The organism is Pseudotamlana haliotis (assembly GCF_008806375.1).
Lineage (GTDB): Bacteria > Bacteroidota > Bacteroidia > Flavobacteriales > Flavobacteriaceae > Pseudotamlana > Pseudotamlana haliotis.
The window spans coordinates 131,580-155,156 of the sequence record NZ_WAAT01000022.1; the positions used below are offsets into that span (position 1 = coordinate 131,580).

A 23,577-nucleotide genomic window follows, 5' to 3' on the forward strand; every position below is an offset into this window, starting at 1 on the left:
ATTAAAAGTTCAACGATAATCCGAAAAGTGCTTTAGCAGCTGTTGGATAAAAACCTCTATCTACACCTATAGAATCGTAATTAAAATTTCCAATTTCTGGGTCTAATCCACTATAATCGGTAAAAGTGAAATAATCGTCTAATGAGACATAAAGTCTTAGGTGTTTAATTTTCAGCTGACTTAAAAAGGCCTCAGGTAGGGTGTAACCAATTTGAATTTGCTTAATTCGCATGTACGAACCGTCTTCCACGACTAAATCGGTATCATAAGAACCAATAACGTTGGCAGCTCCAGGATAACTAGCGTTATCGCCAGGTTGTTGCCATCTGTTTTCGTAAAAATGTACCGGTTTATTGGAAATTGGTCTAGAAGGTTGGTGGTAAACTGATACGATATCATTACCGGCTGTACCTTGAAATTGTAAGTTGAAATCAAAAGCCTTGTAGCCTAAGTTGATGTTTCCTCCGTAAAGTAAGTCTGGGTGTGGAGAACCAATCATAGTTTTATCCGCATCAGTGATGTTTCCATCATTATTTGTGTCCACTTTAATCACCTCACCAGTTGCCGAATCTATTCCGTCGGTTTCAAATCCGTAGAAATACCATGATGGTAAACCTTCAGTAAATCGTGTAATGCCATCTGCATTTTGAGGAGCACCTGCTCCTACTAGTGAAGCGCCTTCAGGAACAAATAAAATCTCGGTAACTTCATTTTTAAGTGTTGATAAGTTAGCACTTATGCTGTATCTAAATCCGCCACTTGTTGTGTCGTTGAAACCTAATTCAAACTCGAATCCTGAGTTTTCAATGGTACCGGCGTTAATTTCGTTGGATACGAATCCTGCAGACCCGGGGGTGATTAGCCCACCATTTTCTACGATCGCGTCTCTAGTGGTTTTTTTGTAATAGTCGGTAGTGAAAGTTAGCCTGTTGTTAAAAGCTCTTAAATCGATACCAACATCAAATTGTTCTGAGGTTTCCCATACTAAATTTGGATTGGCATATCCTGTGATTTCTGCTCCTTCATAGCCAGAATAGATAATAGGTAGTTCATCATCGAGTTTTGTAATATAAGTTTTGTCTGAATTACCCTTTAAGTTAGATCGGCTACCATTTTGTCCCCAACTTGATCTTATTTTAAGATAATTGAAACCAGACTGAGTGTTCCAGAAATTTTCATTAGAAAGAATCCATCCAGCAGAAAAAGAAGGAAAAACACTTGTTTTGTTGTCTGTTGGAAATTTATCTGATTTATCCGATCTTACTGAAGCTTCAAACAGATATTTATCTGCATAATCGTAAGAGAATCTGCCGAAAATAGACACCATGTTATCTAAATATGGATCTACAATATCTTGCTGCGTGTTAAATCCTGGTAAATTATAATCCCATCCGGTAAAGTCTGCAATGGATACTGAACCGCTATTTTTTATAGGGGTTTCTACATCTTGATCTTCGGCGGAGTATCCTGCCATTAATTTCATGTTATGTGAGCCCAAACTTTTTTCGTAAGTCAGGAAGTTTTCCCATAACCATCTGGTGCTTTCTACTTTTTCATAAGAACCAGTATAGGTGGTATTTGAAGCTTCTGAAGACACATAATAAGGAATCACTTGTGTCGTGGTTTCGGTATCTTCTAAGTCAATACCAAATCTTGACGTTACAGATAATCCTTCAGCTAAATTCAACTTTAAGTATATTGATGCTAGAAGCTGATCACCGTCGTAGTTCGTTTTATCAATTTCATTACCATAAGCTACTGGATTTATAACTTCTCCTGTTGAAAAAGCAGGGTAACCATAAACTTGTCCAGCACTATTGGTTAATAAAGGCACACCATTCGTATTGGCATTATCGATAACCGATTGTGGTACTTGTCCGTTAGGATAAGTTACAGGAGTTAAAGGGTCAATAATGAGCATGTTTTGAATTACCCCTCTGGTATCACTATTTTCCTGAATACCATTTCTATCAGAAAGGGAATAGGTGGCGTTAACTCCAATTTCAACAACCTTACCTAATTTGCTCTTTAAATTTGTACGAAAGGTGGTTCTTTTAAAGTTAGAGTTGGATCTCCCAATCACCCCGTCTTGATCTAAGTGAGAGGCAGAAGCATAGTACATGAATTTTTCACTACCACCAGATATATTAACGTCATAGCGTTGTAGCATAGCAGTAGAAAAAGTTTCATCAATCCAATTGGTGTTATAGCCATTGTCTGAAACGGTTCCAATTCCAGCTTCGTTCATATAGTTTACAAATTGTGATGAATTCATTAAATCCATGCCGGTATTTACAAACTGCACGCCTGTTTGGCTATTGAAACCCACTCTTAAATCGCCAGCGCGGCCACTTTTGGTGTTTATAATAATTACCCCATTAGCACCTTCGGTACCATAAATTGAAGATGAAGCCGCATCTTTTAAAATTTCGATGTTTTCAATATCAGAAGGGGCAATATCTTCAATAGATGAAGTTTTCATACCATCTACAATATAAAGTGGTTCAGAATTTCCACTTGAACCGGCTCCACGAATTCTAATTTTCGAACCAGAACCTGGCGCTCCTGAAGACGAGGATACGGTTACACCTGAGGTTCGACCCTGAATGACATCTTCAACTCTTTGGTCTGAAGAGGTAGCAATACGTTCACTGTCTATACTGGAAATAGCTCCAGTTACCAAGCTCTTTTTCTTAGTTCCGTAACCAACCACAACCACTTCATCTAATACCGCAGTATCTTCAGATAAAGTGACGTTTAATGTAGTTTGTCCTGTGTATTTGATTTCTTGTGATTGATAACCAACAAAAGAAAAGACTAAGGTGTTCCCTGAATTGGTAGTTAGTTCATAATTTCCGTCAAAATCTGTTACAGTTCCAGAAGAAGTCCCTTTGACTATAACATTCACTCCTGGTATAGGAAGTCCTGTTTTGTCGGAAACAGTTCCTGAAACTGATTGCGCATAAATGATACTGCCAAGCAACAAAAAGGCGGGAAGCATCATTTTTTTAAGTAATCTGTTTTTCATAAAGTTTAGTTAGTTTTAAGTTATTACTATTGTTTTTTGTTTTAAAACACATACATAATGATGAAAAGAAGCAATGCTATAATGCATAGTATTAATATAACTTCTCCGATTTTTTTGAATCTATTTGTTTTAAACATATCTCAAATGTTAAAAAATTATTAAATGAAACATGTAACCTTTAGAGCATGTGTTAGAAATTTTGTAGCAATAGTCTTTCAGTTGGGGGCTTTGCGACATTTGAATCAAATGATGCAACAATTTTACTAACAGGGTTTTAATATCATTTTAACCATATAAGTTGTTTCTTTTAATTAGGAAGCTGTTTTAGATTTCACTTCGGTGGGTAGAAAGCCAAAGTGGTTTTTAAAGCATTTGGTAAAATAGGAGTGTGATGAAAAACCAGTCGCATAGCAAACCTTGCTAATGTTGGTTTCGCCCATCTCTAAAATCTGCTTTGCTTTTTGCAGTCTAATATTTCTTAAAAACTCACTAGCAGTTTGGTTAGTAAGTGCTTTTATTTTTCGGTAAAACTGGCTTCGACTCAAATTTAATTGGGTTGCCAACGATTCTACATTTAAGTTCGGGTCTCCAATGTTTTTGTTAATGTGGTTTAACACGTTTTCAATAAACTCTTTATCTAAAGGCGTACTGTTAACATCTTGTGGGACTTCGCTAATCACACTAAAGTATTTGTTGAAAATAAGTTGTCTACTGGTGATGAGCTGTGCCAGTCTTAGCTTGAGTAAACGAATATTAAATGGCTTTACTAAATAAGCATCGGCTCCTGTTTCTATACCTTCAATGCGGTCTTCTATTTTGGCCTTGGCTGTAAGCATTAAAACAGGAATGTGACTGGTGCTGAGGTCTTTCTTTAAGTGCTTGCAAAATTCCATACCGTCCATTTCTGGCATGACCACATCGGTAAGAACCACATCAGGAAAGGTTTCTTTGGCAATTTTAAGCCCTTCAACGCCGTTGTTGGCAATGAGCACCTTGTATTGTTTGCTTAACTCGAGTTTTAAATATGATCTTAGTTCTTGGTTATCTTCAATAACCAATACGCAATGTTGTTTCTGAGTAGTTATTGAGTCAAACTGGTTTTCAGTGTCTTCTTCTTCTAATGTTAAGGTTGGCACATAGGAGAAGTCTTCTTCTTTAAGAAATTCTGATGCGGCATCAAAAACGATTTGATTTTCCTCAAAATGGTTATTGCCTAGGGGGAGCAATATTTTAAAGGTGGTGCCTACACCAACTTGGCTACTGACTTCAATGTTTCCTTTGTGTAATTTTACAAAACTTTGTACAACCTCGAGGCCAATACCAGTTCCTCCAAAATAGGTTTTGCTTTGGTTTTCTACTTGGTAAAAACGTTCAAATATTTTATCGGCTTCTTCGGCTTTCAAACCTGGGCCGGTATCAGAAATAATAATCTCTACTGCTTGTACGCCTTCGTTTTCATTAACCAAAGGTAAATTGTAGAGTTGTTCAGTAGCTAGTAAATCGATGTTTATGGCGCCACCTTCAGGTGTGATTTTAATGGCGTTAGAGAGTAAGTTAAATATGATTTTTTCTAACATTTTTTCGTCCGCCCAAATGGTTACATTCGGGTTGTCAGAATCCACACTTAATAGAATATTTTTGTTGTTGGCTTCTTCCTTAAAATAACTTACTATATTTTTTGTAAAATCTAGAAGGTTTAATTCCCTTGCTTTGACTTGAAGTTTGTTCAGTTCCAGTTTCCTGAAATCCATGAGCTCATTAATAAGTCGGTATAGCCGATCTGCATTTTTGTTAATAATGGCATGTTTGTTTTTTACATGGTGGGGTAAGTCTAATTTAGAATCATGAATGAGATCCTTTAGGGGGTTCATGATTAAGGTAAGTGGTGTGCGAAACTCATGTGAAATATTAGTGAAAAACTGAATTTTTTTCTGATTCAATTCATCTTGTTGTACACGTTGCATGCGTTCATTCCTAATAAGCTCTTTTTCTTTAATTCTGCTTTGAGTAAGGTAGTTGAGGTAGTAGAAACTTAGTAGGAACAGTGAAATGTAAAGCGTAATGGCCCAGTTGGTTTTCCACCAAGGTGGTAGAATTTTTATGCTTAGTTCTAAAGGGGCTTCAGTCCACACACCATCATTGTTTGAGGCTTTCAGCTTAAAGGTGTAATTGCCTTGGTCTAGATTGGTGTATGTAGCACTGCGTTTTTGGCCTACATAATTCCAAGTGTCTTCATAGCCTTCTAAGTAATAGGCGTAGTTGTTTTTTTCAGGTCTGGTGAAGTTTATACCGGTATATTCTATGGTGAAAACCGATTGGTCACTGTTAAGCGTGATGCCGTTGGTTTCAGAAATCGTTTTGATTAAAGGGGCACCTTCTTGGTTTGGGATGACCTTCTCGTTAAATAATTTTAAATCGGTTAAATGTAAAATAGGCACCTTAGCATTGGTTTTTAGGTTATTCGGATGAAAATAATCGAGACCTTTTAGGTTGCCAAAGTAGAGCATGTCTTGGCAGTCTTTTAAAACAGCCCCAGCATTGAAATCGTTAGATAATAAACCATCATTAAAAGTATAATTGGTATATTCTAATGGGTTTAAGGCTATTTTAGTTAAACCTGAATTACCGCTAACCCAGATGTTGTTGTCGGCATCTTCGATAATGGCAGCTACGTTGTCTTCTTCTAAACCATTTGATCGGTTATACCACTCTAATTTTTTGTTGGAAGTGTTGTATTGGTAAAGCCCTGTGCCTCGCGTTCCTATCCAAATATTATTTTTTGAATCTTCGTAGATGCTCAGTATGTAATTGGTGTTAGACGAGCTGTTGAAGGTTTTGTTTATTTTATCTGAAAAAGGGTGAATTTTCTTGATATGCATGCCGTCTTTTTCAATTTTAAAAAGTCCGTCAACAGAACCTAGCCATAAATCATCATTGATGTCTACTAGCACTTTGGAAACATCTGTAGTGTTTAGGCGATGTTTCACAAAGGCTTCCGAATTAAAATGCTTAAATTTTTTGGTTTCTGGATTGAAAGCTTGAAGGCCTTGAAAAGAGGTTCCTATCCAAATAGTGCCTTTGGCATCTTCAGTAATACTTCTAATGGTATTTGATTTTAACCCTACAGCATTTTCACTCGAGTAGTTGATAAAATTTTTACTTCCTTTTTCTAAAAAGAATAAACCGCTGTCCCAGCTTCCTGCCCAAATATTACCTTCAGAATCTTTAAATAAGGACATGATGTGATTTGACAATAAACCAGAATAAATACTTTGGTCTTCAGAGTTTATATGCGTGATTTTACCAGATTTTGTGTTTAATACGTCAATCCCTCCGCCGTCTGTAGCCATCCAAAGATTTTCGTCTTCATCTTTAATCAAGGCCATGATTGATGTGATTTTAAGCGAATTGTCTTTGTTAGGTGAGCTTTTAATGTCCTTAAACTTGTCATATAAGGCATCGCTTATGGCCACGCCACTATTAAAATAGCCCATCCATATGCGGTCGTTATTGTCTACATAGACTTTCCAAATGGAATTGTGCAATAAGCTGTTTTCATCTTCTTTGCTATAAATGTAATTTTTAACAATAGCATCGTTATGATCTAAATGAAAAAGTCCGTCATTTTCGGTGCCAATCATCATGCTGTCGTCAGGCAATTGGGCTAAGGTTATAATTTTTTTTGTGGTTAGGGGGATTTGTTTTACAGCAATGATGCTGTAATTTTGATTTTTGTTCAAGGTGCATTTATAAGCACCTTCATTGGCCTGTGTGCCAATCCATAATTGATTGTTTCGATCTACCAATAGGGTCGAAATATCGGTGTTGAAACTGGTTTTTTCCTTGGTGTAAAACTTGGAGTGTACCAGTTTGTTTTCAGAAACATCAATTTCCTTTAAACCATAATTTGTGGCTACGTACAATTTGTTGTCGCCCACATGTTCAATACTATTGGTGTTGATGCGATGCGATTTGTCATGAAACGTTGAATTGGCTACTTTTTCAACTTTAAAACTGTTGATGTTCAGTTTAAAAATACCATTACCATAGGTGCCTATGTATAGATTGTCTGAGGCATCTTCAGTTATGGTTGTGATTTTATCACTGTTTGGATTGCTAGAATCAAGAACAAAGCGTTGAAATTGGTCTAAGGCAGAATTGTATAAGTCTAATCCGTTTTCGGTACCTACCCAAAGTCTTTGTTTACTATCAATAAAAGTACAGTCCACACGGCTGCTGCTCAAGGAGGTTGAATCATTTAAAATGTGTTTGTAAGAGGTGTAATTGATGCCATCAAATTTGTAGAGTCCTGTGGCATTGGTGGCAATCCAAATTAATCCTTTGTGGTCTTGTACGATATCAGGAATCCCCACTTTCGGAATCCCTTCTTTGATACTTACAAAATCGTATTCCTTTTGGAGGTGTTGCCCCCAAGAATTGATCTGAAAAACCCACAATAAAAGTAGGGTTAAACGTATAGTTTTTGTCATAAGTCAAGTGGTTCGTTGGATTTGTATTTAAAGATAAAGATAAATTTTAAGAAAATTAGCCGTTAAAAATAAAGAAGCACTCATTGTAAATTATGTTGCATATAGGCTGTAAATGTTACATTATTAGTGGTTTGTAGATAGGTAGAGTTGAAGCGAAACTTGAAAACAGTTTTTAGTTTGTTATTGTTATGTTGAAATTTTCAGCTGTTGATAGCCTAGTTATACATGGTTGCTTTTTCAAGATGCAGCGAGGTGGCTTTAAGGTAAAACTTCGTAAATTTGAAATCTAATTCAGATTTATGAAAGTCCTCCATTTAGATACCAATCACGAGTTGTTAATCGACCAATTAAAGGCCTTAGGTTTTGAAAATCATGAAGATTATACATCGTCAAAAGCCGAAATTGAAGCGAAAATTCATGAGTACGATGGTATTATATTAAGAAGCCGTTTCACCATTGATAAAACTTTTTTGGATGCTGCAAACAATTTGAAGTTCATTGGTCGTGTAGGTGCGGGATTGGAGAATATTGATTGCGCTTACGCGGAAAGCAAAGGCGTTTATTTAATTTCGGCACCCGAAGGGAATAGAAATGCCGTTGGCGAGCATGCGCTAGGGATGCTTCTGTCATTATTTAATAAACTGAATAAGGCTGACGCCGAAGTAAGAGGCGGAAAGTGGTTGCGCGAAGCCAATCGTGGTGTTGAATTAGATGGTCGAACCGTGGGACTCATCGGTTACGGAAACATGGGAAAGGCCTTCGCTAAAAAATTACGAGGTTTTGAAGTTGAGGTGCTCTGTTATGATATTAAAGATGGTGTTGGTGATGCCAATGCTTCACAAGTGTCTTTGGCTGAATTTCAGGAAAAAGTAGATGTGATTAGTTTACACACACCACAAACACCACTCACTTTAAACATGATTGATACTAACTTTATTAATCAAGTAAAAAAACCATTTTGGCTAATCAATACCGCTCGCGGAAAGAGTGTGGTGACCCAAGATTTGGTTTCTGCCTTACAATCAGGGAAAATATTAGGCGCCGGATTAGATGTTTTAGAATATGAAAAAGCTTCTTTTGAAACCTTGTTTTCTACGGAATTACCTGAAGCTTTTAAATATTTAATTGAGTCTGAAAATGTCTTGCTCACACCGCATGTTGCGGGTTGGACCGTAGAAAGCAAAGAAAAACTGGCTCAAACCATTGTAGATAAAATTCAAGCGAAATTTTGTTAACTTTAAGGAAAACAAAATAACGTGCAGTACAAAGCAGATTCTCCAGAAGATTACATCAGTCAGTTGCCTGAAGTTCGGGTAGCACCCATTGAAAAACTAAGAGCAACCATTTTAGAACATCTACCTAAAGGCTTTGAAGAAGGCATACAATACGGTATGATTGCCTATTATGTGCCACATACCCTATATCCAGATGGTTACCATTGTAAGCCAGAAGAACCCTTACCGTTTATGAGTTTTGCGTCTCAAAAAAACTCCATAAATCTTTATCATAGTGGTATTTATGCTATTCCAGAATTGTACGATTGGTTTGTTTCTGAATATCCTAAACACAGTAAATTAAAGCTCGATATGGGTAAAAGTTGCATTCGGTTTAAAAAAGTGAGCGCTATCCCTTATGAACTTATAGCGGAATTGACCAGTAAGCTCAGTGTAGCCGAGTGGGTTGCAGTTTATGAAAAAGCCATAAAAAAGAAGTGAGTTTTCACTGCCGTGGAAATATAAAACGAACAAATTATGAAGAAACGTGTTACAGGAATAGGTGGGGTGTTTTTTAAGTCGGTTAACCCCAAAGCTTCTAAAGATTGGTATGAGAAACATCTAGGTTTTAATACCGATGATTATGGGAGTACCTTCTGGTGGAAGGATGAAGCTGGCAATAAGTGCTCTACGCAATGGAGCCCTTTTCCGGAAAACACAAGCTATTTTGAGCCATCAAAAAAGGATTGCATGTTTAATTATCGTGTTGAAAATTTAGAGGAATTGCTTAAAGTTTTAAAAGAAGAAGGCGTAACTATTGTTGGTGAGATGCAAGTTTTCGATTATGGTAAATTTGGTTGGGTTTTAGATAATGAAGGGAATAAAATCGAACTTTGGGAGCCTATAGATAGTGCTTTTTTGTAATTTTGGGGCTTATGTTCAAATCTTAGAAAAAGAAATGCCTACACAAAACAATAAAACCGACTTTGACGAAGCTTTTGAATCAGCGAAAGAAAAGGCTCGTGAAACGGCTTCAGAATTTGCTGAGAACGCAAAAGAAACCTTTGGTTCAAGTGATAACCAGAAATTGCTTGCTGGGGTGTTGGGTTTGCTATTTGGCGCCTTTGGCGTTCATAAATTTATTTTAGGATACACTAAAGAAGGAGGTGTACTTTTAGGGGTTACTCTAGTAGGGATGATGTTGTCTTGTTTTGGAATTGGGGCTTTATTGGTTTGGGTGACTTGGATGATTGGTTTTGTTGAAGGTATTATTTATTTAACCAAATCTGATGCCGAGTTCTATAATACCTATCAGGTAGGTAAGAAGCCTTGGTTTTAAATTTTTTAAATAAATTAATTCAAAAAATAAGCCTGCTTAGAGTTTTTCCTAGCAGCCTAGTCATGTTTATTTAAAAATTACTCAACACCAATTTGATTGATTCCCTCGGTGTTCGTTTTTGGATTAGGTCCCCATTTATTGGTGCCAGGTTCACTGTATTTACAATATAAAACCAATAACCATATACTATAATATTGTATGCCTAAATCTGAAAGATCAATTAGTTCTTCAGTATTTTTTTTGGATCTAAGTGGGGTAATGGTTAATGTTTATGTGAAAGAAATGTTGAGTTTTTGTTTGGCTTGAAATAATGAACAACAAGTCTATGCCTTCTCATCTTCTTTGTTGAGGTCCTTCAATTTATTCTCTAGCTCTGCTTGAAATTCTTCCATAACAGGGCGTACGGTGCTTTCTGGGAGGTCAGCGATTTTAATGTACATGAGGCCGTCAACCGAATTATTGAATAGGGGGTCTACATTAAAGGCAACTAGGCGTGCGTTCTGTTTGATGTACTTTTTTAGAAGTACTGGAAGACGTAAAGCACCAGGCTCTATTTCATCAATAAAACGATCAAATTTGTTTAAATCAGCTTCAGTTTCGTCAAAGACAAAATCTTTATCGGCGTCTTTGAGCTTCACTTTAAATTCCTTTTTCGGACGCACATATTGAGCGATATAAGGGTCGTAATAGTGTGATTTCATAAACTCAATCATCAATGATTTCGAGAAGTTTGAAAACTGGTTACTAATACTTACCCCGCCCATCAGGTAGTTGTGCTCTGGATAGCGTAATGTGGTGTGTACAATGCCTTTCCAAAGTAAAAATAAAGGCATGGGTTTTTGTTGATATTCTTTAATGATGAAAGCGCGCCCCATTTCTATAGACTCGCTCATCATTTTATGTAATTCGGGTTCAAACCTAAAAAGATCTTGAAGGTAAAACCCATTGATACCATAGGCTTTATAAATTTGAGACCCTAAGCCCATGCGGTAGGCGCCAGCCAATACATCTTTGTCATTGTCCCAAAGAAACATGTGGTGGTAATAATTGTCGAAGTGATCTAAATCGATGTCTTCATTGGTGCCTTCTCCAATTTCGCGAAAGGTAATTTCACGAAGTCGTCCTATTTCCCGAAGAATATTAGGGATTTTCTTGGGGTCAGCCAAAAACACTTCATAGTTTTTACTTGCCAGAAGTCGCGAGCCATCTTCTCTAACCGTTTTAACTTCGTCCATCATTAAAAGTTGGTCAACAGGTGTTGCAATTTTTTTTGGTGGCCTAGAAGGTTTTAAATTAGAAGTGAGGTTGCTGGTTAACTTTGAAGCTTCTTCAAAGGAATTAGACAGTAAATAGGTTTTACGTCTTAAAAAGTCGCTAAAATCTTGTAAAACAGGATACTCTTTTTGGTCGTCTACAGAAATAGGCTTTCCTATTCTAACCTTAATAACTCGCTTTTTTTGGGTGAGCAGTTCCGATGGGAGCTTGGCTGTTCTAAAGGTGTCACTAATTTTAGAAAGCTGATAAAATAAACGGCTGTTTTTTGCATGAAAATATATAGGCACTACAGGAACACCTGCTTTTTGCACCAATTTCATAGCGGTTTCTTCCCAAGGGCGATCAACCACCAATTTGCCATCACGATACGTAGACACTTCCCCAGCAGGGAAAATACCTAAGGGATGACCAGAACGTAAGTGCATAATGGCATTTTTAAAGCCAGCAATACTTGATTTAGCATCTTTACGGTCTTCAAAAGGATTTACTGGCATGATATAAGGCTTCATAGGCTCGATACGATGCAGTAAAAAATTGGCTATAATTTTAAAATCATTGCGCTGCTCTAGCATGAGCTTAAGGAGTAAAATACCATCTATACCTCCAAGTGGGTGGTTCGAAATGGTTACATAAGCACCGTCTTTTGGTAGTCGTTTTAAATCGGCTTCAGGAATTTCAAATTTGATTTGAAAATCATCTAGAATCGCGTCTAAAAAGGGTAATTCGCTTAGGTGTTTATGGCGTTTATATATTTTGTTGAGCGTTGATATTTTTAACACTTTCATTAAAACCCAACCTGAAACCGTGCCTAATACGCCATATTTATCAAGTTGAATGGCCTTGGCTACTTCTTTAGCGGAAACGAGTCCTAAATCCTGTGTTTTACTCATGATGTAAAAGTACTAAATGATTTATTTAGTCACTACTTGTGTTGTTTCTTGGGTTAATTGCTTTATTAACACGGTTTTATTGGCTTCTATTTGATGGATAGATTCTGAGTTATAGTGCCTAATTGTATATAGTGATACATTTTCGTGGCAAGTTACTTTAAATTTTGCTTTTAAGTGCTGTAAAAGTTGATCAAGATTGTTGTAAACATTATCAATACATACCGAAAAGCTGATGGCTGAATTCTGAATGACATTCACCTTCATTTTGTAGGTGGCCAACAAATTGAAAATTTCACTAATATTTTCTTCAACGATATATGAAAAGTCTAAAGACGACAATGCGATAAGTGCCTGATCTTTTTTTACGATAAAACATGGGATTTTAGGCTCTAAATCTTTATTCTTCCCTATTTGCGTGCCTGGAGCTTCTGGATTGATAAATGATTTTACAAACAGCGGAATTTCTTTACGTTGTAAGGGTTGTAGCGTTTTTGGGTGGATCACGGATGCCCCATAAAAAGCGAGTTCTATAGCTTCACGATAGGAGATTTTGTTTAGTAATGTGGTGTTTCCAAAATACCTTGGGTCGGCATTCAAAACCCCCGGAACATCCTTCCAAATGGTCACACTATCGGCATTTAAGCAATATGCGAAAATTGCGGCAGTGTAATCACTTCCTTCACGGCCCAGGGTGGTTGTGAAATTATGTGAATCGCTACCTAAAAAACCTTGGGTAATATTAAGAGTGTCCTTGCCAAAGTTTTCTTTGATGCTCTGCTGGGTGAGGTCCCAGTCTACTTTTGCACGACGGAAATAACTGTCAGTTTTGATGTGTTCACGAACATCAATCCAATGGTTTTTTAAGTTGATACTGTTTAAATATTCACTTACTATAGTGGTAGATATAAGTTCACCGTAACCAATCACTTGATCGTAAACATAGCTGTAATCTGGTGATTTGTTTATTTTGAAGAAAGCATGCAATTCATCAAAAAATGCGTTCACTTTTTCAAATATGGTGTTCTCATCATGGTCGAATAATTCTAATAAAATACCATTATGGTATTTTTTCACCTCCTGAATGGCACTTTGTAATTCATTTTTGTTTTCAAAATAGTTTTTAATAACCATTTCTAGAGCATTGGTGGTTTTACCCATAGCAGAAATGACAATCAAGGTGTTTTCATAACCTGTTTTTTGTAAAACCGAAGCTACATTTTTTACACCTTTAGCGTCTTTAATCGAAGCACCTCCAAATTTGTATATACGCATATTATAAGTTGGCTATATAGTTTTTAATTCCAGATTCATCTAGATGTACCACATCCCAATCTCTTAATACTTTGGCTCCTTTTTTCTCATAAAAGGCGATTGCAGGGTCGTTCCAATCAATAACTTCCCAGTTAATACGTTTTACCCCCAATTGATGTCCGTGCTTAATAACAGCATCTAAAAGCGCGGTGCCCAGTCCAGAGCCTCGCATGGCTTTACTCACAATTAAATCTTCTAAATGAATGATTTTACCCTTCCAAGTAGAGTAGCGATTATAAATAAGTGCAATGCCTTCTACTTTGTTGTTTACTTCAGCAACAAAACAATGGAAAGCTGGATGCGCTCCAAATCCATCTTGTTCAAGATTAGTAATGGATACTTCAACAGCATCTGGTTCTTCTTCAAAAACAGCTAGTTCCTTGATTAAGTTTAGCACTTGAGGCATATCTGATTTTTTGGCGTCTCTAATTGTAAAGTTCATAGTTAAAGGAAATGAAAATCAAATATAGTTTAAAAGTTCATTATTTTCGGTGTATAACGCTTCCGAAATCGGTGTAGTTATGGAAAAAATACAGATATTTGTGCAAACCAAAACAAGTATCTATGTCTGGACAACATCAAACCCTAGGAGAGTTCATTATTAAAAACCAATCTGCATTTCAATACTCTTCAGGAGAATTATCTAGTCTACTTAATTCCATTCGATTAGCTGCAAAAGTTGTGAATCACGAAGTAAATAAAGCTGGACTAGTTGATATTATAGGTGCTGCCGGAGATACAAACATACAAGGTGAAGATCAACAGAAGTTAGATGTTTATGCTAACGAGAAGTTTATACAAACCATGACCAAACGAAACATTGTTTGTGGCATTGCCAGTGAAGAGGAAGATGATTTTATCGCTATTAATAGTCAGGATAAAAATAATGGAAATAAATATGTGGTTTTAATTGACCCTTTAGATGGTTCATCAAATATTGACGTCAATGTTTCTGTGGGGACGATTTTCTCGATATATAGAAGGGTAACTCCAGTAGGAACACCGGTGACTATTGATGATTTTCTTCAAAAGGGAAGTGAGCAAGTAGCTGCGGGTTATGTGGTTTACGGAACCTCTACAATGATCGTTTATACTACTGGTGCTGGTGTAAACGGATTTACTTTAAATCCAGCCATTGGTTCTTTTTACTTGTCGCATCCTAAGATGACTTTTCCAGAAGACGGACATATATATTCAGTAAACGAAGGGAATTATATTCATTTTCCGCAAGGGATAAAAAATTACATTAAATATTGTCAGCAAGAAGAAGGAGACCGTCCTTATACTTCACGCTATATCGGATCGTTGGTTTCCGATTTTCACAGAAATATGATTAAAGGTGGTATTTATTTATATCCACAAAGCTCTAAAAACCCAAAGGGGAAATTACGTTTGTTATACGAATGTAATCCTATTGCTTTTTTAGCAGAACAGGCTAACGGAAAATCTAGTGATGGTTTTACGCGTACTTTAGATGTGCAACCTACTGAATTGCATGAGCGTGTGCCTTTTATCTGCGGAAGCAAAAATATGGTTGAAAAAGCCGAAGAGTTTATGAGAAATGCCAAATAAATAAACTTTGTTGTTAAAAATTTCTCTAAAATTTTAAATATCAAGTTTAACCCATCTGGATTTGAATTTGTCATAAAAAGTAATTTATCAAAATTTACTTTAGAATTTCCCTATTTGTTTTCCTCTTAATGATTATTTAGGGTTGGATTTGAGTTTTCTTATGTGAATTGAGGATCTCGAATTGCCTCTTTCATTTTAAAGGTTTTAATTTTTAAAAATAAAATTTTCCTTCATAATGCATTAGTCATATTATGAAATGGTTAATTGTTGTGAGTTTTTTTGTATGCACGCATAGTAATTTAGGTAAGAAATAGTATTTTTGTCCTATCTTTTGCTTATAGATATTTCTTGCTAAGCCTATTTGTTCTATAGATCAAATAAATAACAGAAGTATTAACCAAAGATACTAGATTTCTTATTCAATAAATTGCCAGAAACATTAATAAAAATAGAAACAAACATGAGAACAAATAGGAAAACAAAGGTCGCAGCTTTAATGGGGGTAGCAAGTATTTTTTTACTAGTGGGCTGTGGTAAAAAATCAGAAAAAGGTAATCATGAAACTCAGGTTGAAGTGACCACACCGACTGAGGAATTTACCTCCATGCAAATGCCTGGTGTTGAGCAGATCGAAGTTGATGTTGATCTAGATGCAGCGGTAGAGCGATTATCAAAAGCAGTAACCTACAAAACCATTTCCAATCAAGATAGAGATGATTTTGATACAGAAGCCTTTTTAGGGTATCATAAATTTTTGGAAAGTTCCTATCCTTTGGTTCACAAAACTATAAAAAAGGAAGTATTGGGAGAACCACGACCTTATAGTTTACTTTATACATGGGAAGGGAAAGACCCCACTTTACAACCTGCTTTGTTCTATGCACATATGGATGTAGTGCCGGTACCAGAAGAGTCTAGAGACCAATGGAAGGAAGATCCATTTAAAGGTGTAATAAAAGATGGTTATATCTGGGGAAGAGGTGTTTTAGATGACAAAAACCAAGTTCATGCCATTTTGGAAGCAGCAGAAATGAAATTGAAAGAAGGTTGGCAGCCTTCTCGTACTTTATATTTTGTTTTTGGACAAGATGAAGAGGTAGGTGGATCGGAAGGTGCTAAGTATATAGCCGATGTGCTGGAGAAACGTGGTATTGAACGATTCGCTTATGTTATGGATGAATCAGCACCGATAACACCTGGTATATTTCCAGGAATCAAGGATAATACGGCTTTAATTGGTATTGCCCAAAAAGGTTTTATTAGTTTAGAAATTGCCATGAATGGTGAAGGTGGGCATTCTTCTCAACCACCAGAAGAATCAAATATTGGAATTTTGGCAGAGGCCATCACAAAACTAGAAGATGCACAGTTTCCATACAAAATCCATCCAGCAGTACGTCATCAGTATCGTTATATGGGTCCCGAATTAGAAGAGTCTTTACAGCCGTTGTACGCCGCTGTCGCTTTTGGAAAGGATGATGAAATGACAGATTTAGAACAAAAGTTTATTGACGAAATGGCCACTAACCAAGTGACCAGAGCTATGTTGCATACTACTATAGCCGTGAGTATGTTTAATGCGGGAATAAAGGATAATGTTTTGCCTCCTTCGGCAACTGCTGTGGTGAATTTTAGACCTATGCCAGGAGACACACCAGAAGTTATTATTGAGCATGTTAAAAAAGCTATTGAAGATGATCGCATTACAATTCGTGATATCTCTGCATCTACACCCGCTACCAATATAGCAGACCCTAATAGTGATGCATATAAAGTACTTGAAAAAACAATTCGTCAAATTTGGGGTAACGATTTGATAGTGGCACCATTTTTTGTAATTGGAGGATCAGATTCAAAGCATTTTCAGGCTAGGGATTTTGCACCAGACACCTATACCATTACAGCTATTCAGTTGGAGAATACTGAGGAATTTAAAGGGTTTCATGGGGTTAATGAACGTATTTTAGTGGATGAATATGCTAAATCTATTGGATTCTTTTATCAAATTTTTAATAATCTTGAAACCTTAAAAAAGTAGAATAAAGATTGAGTATGCTTAACTCAAAGCTATTTTTAATCTAAGGCTTCAAAATAGTTGATAGAGTAGAGGGGCTAATTGTGTTGGATGCTTCTTAATGACTTAGTAGAGATACATGTTATTTTCTATATGGTTTATGGTGTTCTATAGTTTTTATGATAACGACCCTTACCCTTGCAAAGTTTATAAGAACAATATTAACTAATACCAATTATTATGAAAAATAAAAAAATATACCATTATATTATTTTAACTGTCTTGCTTCTTTCTGTTTCAATGACTTATGCTCAAGATGCGGGAAGTGTAGGTGAGCTTGCTAAAAAGTTGGCTAATCCTGTTGCTAGTCTTATTAGTGTGCCTATACAAACAAATTCAGATTTTGGAATAGGTGAACTTGAGGGTTCCCGATTTACAGCTAACGTACAACCTGTGCTACCCATAAGACTTTCAGATGATTTAACATTAATTACTAGAGCCGTAATTCCAATTATTTCTCAACAAAATGTTACAGGAATAGGAAATACGGAAACAGGGTTGAGTGATGTCGTGTTAAGTGGGTTTTTTAGTCCAACTCCAAAAGCAGGAGGGCTTATTTGGGGTTTTGGTCCAGCCTTCTTGGTGCCAACTGCTACCGAAGATTTTCTAGGTACTAAGAAATTTGGTGTTGGTCCTACTGCCGTTGCTTTAAAACAAACTAAAGGCGGAATCACCTTGGGTGCTTTAGTAAATCAAATTTGGAGTGTTGCAGGTGATAGCGATAGAGCCGATGTGAATCAGTTTTTTTTCCAACCTTTTATTGTGAAAAACTGGCCATCTGGAGCTGGAGTTTCTGCTGTTTTTGAATTTACTCAAAATTGGGAGGGTAATACAACAAACCTTATGTTTAATCCTAATGTGAGTGGAATAACTTCTGTTGGAAAACAGAAAGTGTCTTTTAGCGTTGGGCCGAAGTTTAACTTAATTGCTCCTTCAGAAACAAGATTTGATTTTGGAATGAGAGCACAAATTTCCTTTCTTTTCCCTAAAGCACCATAACAATAGAGTTTTAAACTGAAATATACGGTTTATTGTATATATTTTAGTGATAAACAGCTAGAGACCTAAAAGTTAATTTAAATATAGTGTAAGCAATATACGTTGGCCTTGTAGCATTCAGCTTTATTTTGCCGGTAGGTCAAACAAGTGAGGCTTGAAGGTGTTGCCGATTTATGTTTTTTATAGTTCTTCTTTGTAGGTAAAAACAAGCCAAAAAAGTAAAACATAATCAATACGCCTGTAATTAATTTATACTCGTATTTTTAAAAATATAAACTTATTAAAATAAAATGAGGAGTTTAAAATATTTAATTTTTGTCATATTATTTCAGTGTCAATTTATAATTAATAGTCAAAATATAGTTGATAAGGATTCTATCCAAAGCCAATTAGTCATACCAGAGAAAGATTTAAATGAACATATTTTAAGAACGGCTAAAGAACGTCTAATAAACGCTGATTTTAAAGGGTCATGGCCTATGTTTGGAACCGATTTGAGAATGAAAATTGGAGGGTATTTAAAGGCGGACTTTATTTATGATTTTGATGGAACTACCGATAAAAGTCAATTTTTAATGTCAACTATTCCTGTAGAAGGAGAGCCTGCTTATGGAAACGAAGGATACCTGTCATTTTTTGCAAAGGAAACAAGAATAAATATAGATGTAAGAAGGTTTTCAGAAAGTAAAGTTCCTTTACAATTATTCTTTGAAGGTGATTTTTTCACAGATGGTAATCAGTTTAGAATACGACATGCTTACATCACGGCTGGAGATTTTATAATTGGTCAAACTTGGACCACCTTGTCATTTCTTGAATCGATGGCATTTATGATTGATTTTGCTGCTGGTGATGCGTTATTTGGAGGGAGAACTACACAGATTAGATACCAAAAACAACTTAACGACAAATTAAAATTAGCAGTTGGACTGGAGTATTTAGGTGCTTTAGGTATAGAAAACCCAAACAACTTAGAAGGACAGGCAAATTTGAAATTACCATTATTGGCCTTAAGACTAGATTATAGGTGGCAATCTGGAGTATTGTTTTTAGGATCCAGTATTGCACAACTGCGTTGGGATGGTGGCGCCAATGGTCCAAAAGACCAAACCATGCAATGGGCTTTTGTTGTTGCTGGTCGACAATATGTTGGAGACAGTAATTATCTCACGTTTAATGTTAATTACGGTAATGCCTATGGCGAAAATATTATAGCTTTTGCAGGAAGTAATGCTAATGCCGTATTGAATGCAGAGGGTATTTTAGACCCAATGCTGGCTAAATCTATAATGATAGGTTTTATGCATAGATGGAGCCCAAAATTAGAATCTAATTTTAATTACGCTTACGGGTGGTTAGATGCGCCAGAAGCTAGGGCTGATTATGCCTTAAAACGTGGTGGTATCGGACATGTCAACCTTGTTTACACGTTTGGTAAAAATTTCTCCATAGGTGCCGAATATATGTGGGGTGCTCAAAGAACATCTAATGATGCTTATGGAAACGCTAGTCGTCTACAAACGATGGCTAAATTTCAGTTTTAGGACTGAGCCATTTTTTGTGCAAAGCATCAAATTCGTTTAACTGTAATTCCATAACCTTGGTAAAACCTTTTAGAATCGCTGTAATAATTACGATAAATATCTGTTGTTTAGCAGGTTAGTTAAGATGCTTTAGGTTGTTAAAAAATTTTATTAGGTAAGTATAGGTCAAATTTCATGGGATATTTTAGAACTAAAAAGGCGATGAAATATATCATCGCCTTTTTCCTTTTAGAATTATAGTATGTGGTTTAGTGCTCTACATAGTAATCGTAAATTACAACTTCACCGTAGTTGTTAGATTTTCCTGTTTCACTTCCTTCTTTTTCAGCATTACTTTGTGTGTAGTTACCAATTTTGAAGTAAGCTTCACCGTAATCTCTGTCCATTAACACCGAGCTACTTCCGTCTTTTACTATGTAAGATGATGCGTTTCCATTAGCATAGGCATTTTTAAGGTTGCCATCTTCACTGTAATAGCAGTAATGTTTACCGTCTTTTACTTCAAAAATAACTTCATGTAATGTGCCTAATGAGTAGTTCGTTTTTATAGTTAAATCACTACGCAATTTACCACCGTTAAAGCTTAAAAATAAATGCTTGTCTTCTAAACGCAGTACCATAGCATCGTCAATACCGTCGTCTTTATTTCCATGAATTTGAGTAGCTACTAGATGGCTTTTTACAATAGGTAAATGCGTAATGGCTTGTTTTACATACACGACATGTGTTCCTGAAGTTGTCCAGTAGATATCAGAACCACCATCTTCTTCACGTTCTCTAAGCTCTGAACGGATATAATCTGAATTAGGTGTTGATCCATTGTTGCTTCTAATTGGCACACGGAAAACCATACCGTTTTTATCATCGTTTACATAGAAGTATTCGTTGTTAGACTCTCCACATAGGGTTTTGTCTTCAACACCATCTGGGTAGGTGATTTTCCATTGGTTACAATTGCTCATTAAATCAGATGGGATACTTGCGTTTCCTGGTTCTACTTCTCCAGAACCAGAGTCATCGTCATCACCATTATCACCAGAACCAGAATCATCACCTGCAGTAGAGAATACTTGAACTTCAGCTAAAGAAAGTGGGTTGGTGCCTTTTAATTTTACACGTACACGAGCACCAGTTACACCACCGGTATTAATGGTTACCGAAGGATTTGGAGTGTCTTCTATAGTGGTTTTATAAGCTAAATCACCATTTTCTTTATATACAAAAACGTCAAAATTACTTAAACGTGATTTACAACAAGAGTCTGTACGGTTAAAGATTTTAATGCTTCCAATTTGGTAGTCTTGACCTAAACGTACTTGCCACCATGGTTGAGCTTCACTTAATGTGTGGGTAACACTGCTGTTAGACCATGCGCCATTTGTGTTGCCATCTACAGCACGGTTTGCATTTCCGCCATGACTTACAGAAGATTGCTCAGCTGTTTTACCGAGCGCTAAGTTCTCAGAACTGCTATCATCTACATCAACAGGTGTAATACGTATCCAGTTGATGTTCCATCCGCTACCTGTAGCTAAAATTTTAAGGGTACTACTTCCTGCAGATAAATCAACAGTCTTTGCAGTTGTTACCCAATTTTGCCAACCGCCTGTCGAGGCTTTGTTAACATTTGATAACTTGCTGCTGTCTTGGTAGAAATCAAATTTAGAGGTGTTTGATTTTGAAGCTACTCTAAATTCGAACTTATAACTTCCTGATGCTGGTACATCAATGTCATATTCTAGGTAATCTCCGGTATCTACCCAGCCTACGTTTAGTCCACCACCTGAATCTCCGGTGCTTTCGGTTTGAGTACCGCTTTGGCTATCATATGCTTCGGCTTGTATGGTTACGGCAGATTTGGAGGATAATGTAGATTTAGAAAATGCAGAGGCTGCTGTTTCATCTGCTGCATTGGTTTCTTGTTGGGTTACTTCTTCGCTTGAACAGGCGAAAATAACAAAGACGAGGGCTAGTGTAGCGAGACTAAAAATTGTTGTCTTGCCAATTCTTGAAAATTTGTTTTTCATCATGAATTAATTTAAAATAGTTTAGTAAAATGTTAATATTTAGCTGGTTAACTAATGTGGTTCACCAGCTTGGTGCGCCAAATTTATACGAAAAAAGAGATTTTCCAAATTTTACCACTATTAAATCATTAAATTGTCAATAAAAATGTTAAAAAATTACAGTTTAACGGATTTTTGAAATTATTTTATTGGACTTTATTGATTTTAAGAGGTTTATGTGATTGTGATATTCGTAACCTTCGTATTAAATTTCAGTTTAAACTTTTTTAATGATGAGGAAAAAATGAGCACAAAAAAAAAGCGAACCTGTAAAGATTCGCTTTTTTATACACTAAATTTAAAATATACTATAAGGCAACTAAATCACCTGTCATGTCTTTAGAAGGTAAATTAGATTTACCCATTAAGAAGATATCAACTTGTCTCGCAGCTTCTCTACCTTCTGAAATCGCCCAAACAATTAATGATTGTCCGCGACGCATATCACCAGCAGTGAAAATGTGAGGTACACTAGTTTGGTACTTACCATATTCTGCTTTGTAATTTGAGCGTGCATCTTTCTCTATACCTAATTTATCAGCTAAAGTGCTTTCAGGTCCTGTAAAACCTAAAGCTAATAGGGCTAAATCACATGGCCAAGTTTTTTCTGTTCCAGCAATTTCAATAAGTTGCGGACGTTCACCTGGTACCATTTTCCACTCTACGTTTACAGTTTTTAGAGCGGTTAGGTTACCATTTTCATCTTTGATGAATTCTTTGGTGTTAATTAACCAGTTTCTCTCAACACCTTCTTGGTGTGATGAAGATGTTTTTAACTGTAATGGCCAGAAAGGCCAAGGTGTTGTTGGCGAACGGTGTCCTGGTGGTTTTGGCATGATTTCAAAATTCACAACCGATTTAGCACCTTGACGGTTTGATGTTCCAACACAGTCAGATCCAGTATCTCCACCACCAATAACAATAACATTTTTATCTGTAGCTAATACTTGGTCTTTAATGTCCTGACCAAAAACAACTTTTGTTTGTTGTGTTAAGAAATCCATAGCTTGAACCACACCATCGGCATCAATACCAGGCGTTGGTAAACTTCTTCTTTCGGTTGCGCCACCACAAAGAACTACAGAATCAAAAGCTTTTAAATCTTTAACATCATAATTTACACCAACGTTTACGTTAGTTTTAAATGTGATGCCTTCAGCCTCTAAAATGGCTACACGACGGTCAATAATGCCTTTCTCCATTTTGAAGTTAGGAATACCATAACGTAATAACCCTCCAATAGCATCATCACGTTCAAAAACAGTTACCGTATGTCCGGCTCTATTTAATTGTTGTGCTGCTGCTAAACCAGCAGGACCAGAACCTACAATAGCAATGGTTTTTCCTGTTCTTGTTTTAGGAAGTTGTGGTTTAATCCAACCTTCTTTAAAAGCACGTTCTACAATGTGTTTTTCAATATCTTCAATAGCAACAGGGTCTTCAATAATACCTAATACACATGATTTTTCGCATGGTGCTGGGCATAGTCTTCCTGTAAATTCAGGGAAGTTATTTGTTGAATGTAATAACCAAGAGGCTTTTTGCCATTCCCCTTGATGCACCATATGGTTGAAATCTGGGATTAAGTTACCTAAAGGACACCCACTGTGGCAAAACGGAATACCGCAATCCATACAACGAGAGCCTTGTTTTTCTTCTTCAGATTCACTTAAAGGAATTGTAAATTCATTATAATTCTTAATACGATCTTTTACTGGTTCGTATGCTTCATCTTGTCTTTCAAATTCTTTAAATCCAGTTATTTTTCCCATGAC

15 protein-coding genes are annotated in these 23,577 nt (G+C 36.3%); 8 read left to right on the plus strand and 7 right to left on the minus strand.

Features of this window, described 5'->3' with window-relative positions:
* Position 1: 1 nt before the first annotated feature.
* Positions 2 to 3,028 (minus strand): SusC/RagA family TonB-linked outer membrane protein, encoded by a 3,027-nt coding sequence (locus tag F6U93_RS02780; RefSeq protein WP_150936600.1) that lies wholly within the window; start codon positions 3,026 to 3,028, stop codon positions 2 to 4.
* A 311-nt stretch (positions 3,029 to 3,339) separates the two neighbouring features.
* Positions 3,340 to 7,518, minus strand: a complete 4,179-nt coding sequence (locus F6U93_RS02785; protein WP_150936603.1) for a hybrid sensor histidine kinase/response regulator transcription factor — start codon at positions 7,516 to 7,518, stop codon at positions 3,340 to 3,342.
* A gap of 299 nt (positions 7,519 to 7,817) precedes the next feature.
* On the opposite strand from F6U93_RS02785, the gene F6U93_RS02790 reads away from it, so the two are divergent.
* The 4 genes from F6U93_RS02790 to F6U93_RS02805 are packed head-to-tail and all read left to right on the plus strand — an operon-like array spanning position 7,818 to position 10,071.
* Entirely contained in the window at positions 7,818 to 8,753 is a 936-nt protein-coding gene (locus F6U93_RS02790; protein ID WP_150936604.1) for a 2-hydroxyacid dehydrogenase, read from the plus strand.
* Between the two features lie 21 nt (positions 8,754 to 8,774).
* Positions 8,775 to 9,233: a DUF1801 domain-containing protein gene (locus F6U93_RS02795; protein ID WP_150936606.1), complete on the plus strand. Its 459-nt coding sequence runs from the start codon at positions 8,775 to 8,777 to the stop codon at positions 9,231 to 9,233.
* 36 nt (positions 9,234 to 9,269) lie between these two features.
* Complete coding sequence (locus tag F6U93_RS02800) at positions 9,270 to 9,656, plus strand: VOC family protein (protein WP_150936608.1); 387 nt, start codon at positions 9,270 to 9,272, stop codon at positions 9,654 to 9,656.
* A gap of 34 nt (positions 9,657 to 9,690) precedes the next feature.
* A complete protein-coding gene (locus F6U93_RS02805; protein WP_150936610.1) occupies positions 9,691 to 10,071 on the plus strand; it encodes a TM2 domain-containing protein in 381 nt (126 codons plus the stop codon).
* A gap of 323 nt (positions 10,072 to 10,394) precedes the next feature.
* Here F6U93_RS02805 and F6U93_RS02810 read toward each other — a convergent pair whose 3' ends face one another.
* From F6U93_RS02810 to F6U93_RS02820, 3 genes are read right to left on the minus strand one after another with little or no spacing between them, the layout of a single operon-like run.
* The gene (locus F6U93_RS02810; protein WP_150936612.1) at positions 10,395 to 12,236 is read right to left on the minus strand and encodes a GNAT family N-acyltransferase; all 1,842 of its coding nucleotides are present in this window, start codon (positions 12,234 to 12,236) and stop codon (positions 10,395 to 10,397) included.
* A 21-nt stretch (positions 12,237 to 12,257) separates the two neighbouring features.
* The gene (locus F6U93_RS02815; RefSeq protein ID WP_150936614.1) at positions 12,258 to 13,508 is read right to left on the minus strand and encodes an aspartate kinase; all 1,251 of its coding nucleotides are present in this window, start codon (positions 13,506 to 13,508) and stop codon (positions 12,258 to 12,260) included.
* Between the two features lies 1 nt (position 13,509).
* Positions 13,510 to 13,989 (minus strand): GNAT family N-acetyltransferase, encoded by a 480-nt coding sequence (locus tag F6U93_RS02820; RefSeq protein WP_150936616.1) that lies wholly within the window; start codon positions 13,987 to 13,989, stop codon positions 13,510 to 13,512.
* Between the two features lie 122 nt (positions 13,990 to 14,111).
* On the opposite strand from F6U93_RS02820, the gene fbp reads away from it, so the two are divergent.
* The 4 genes from fbp (at position 14,112) to F6U93_RS02840 (ending at position 19,736) form a co-directional block, all read left to right on the plus strand.
* Positions 14,112 to 15,119 carry a class 1 fructose-bisphosphatase gene (gene fbp / locus F6U93_RS02825; RefSeq protein ID WP_150936618.1) on the plus strand — a complete coding sequence of 336 codons (1,008 nt, stop codon included), beginning with the start codon at positions 14,112 to 14,114 and terminating at the stop codon, positions 15,117 to 15,119.
* 460 nt (positions 15,120 to 15,579) lie between these two features.
* Positions 15,580 to 17,157, plus strand: a complete 1,578-nt coding sequence (locus F6U93_RS02830; RefSeq protein ID WP_225312523.1) for a M20 family peptidase — start codon at positions 15,580 to 15,582, stop codon at positions 17,155 to 17,157.
* Positions 17,158 to 17,373: 216 nt separating this feature from the next.
* Positions 17,374 to 18,192 (plus strand): hypothetical protein, encoded by an 819-nt coding sequence (locus tag F6U93_RS02835; RefSeq protein WP_150936620.1) that lies wholly within the window; start codon positions 17,374 to 17,376, stop codon positions 18,190 to 18,192.
* Between the two features lie 290 nt (positions 18,193 to 18,482).
* Positions 18,483 to 19,736 carry a DcaP family trimeric outer membrane transporter gene (locus F6U93_RS02840; protein ID WP_150936622.1) on the plus strand — a complete coding sequence of 418 codons (1,254 nt, stop codon included), beginning with the start codon at positions 18,483 to 18,485 and terminating at the stop codon, positions 19,734 to 19,736.
* A gap of 248 nt (positions 19,737 to 19,984) precedes the next feature.
* Here F6U93_RS02840 and F6U93_RS02845 read toward each other — a convergent pair whose 3' ends face one another.
* Together F6U93_RS02845 and F6U93_RS02850 are read right to left on the minus strand one after the other, a co-directional pair.
* A complete protein-coding gene (locus F6U93_RS02845) occupies positions 19,985 to 21,766 on the minus strand; it encodes a carbohydrate-binding protein (protein ID WP_150936624.1) in 1,782 nt (593 codons plus the stop codon).
* Positions 21,767 to 22,110: 344 nt separating this feature from the next.
* Complete coding sequence (locus F6U93_RS02850; RefSeq protein ID WP_150936626.1) at positions 22,111 to 23,574, minus strand: glutamate synthase subunit beta; 1,464 nt, start codon at positions 23,572 to 23,574, stop codon at positions 22,111 to 22,113.
* Positions 23,575 to 23,577 lie beyond the last annotated feature (3 nt).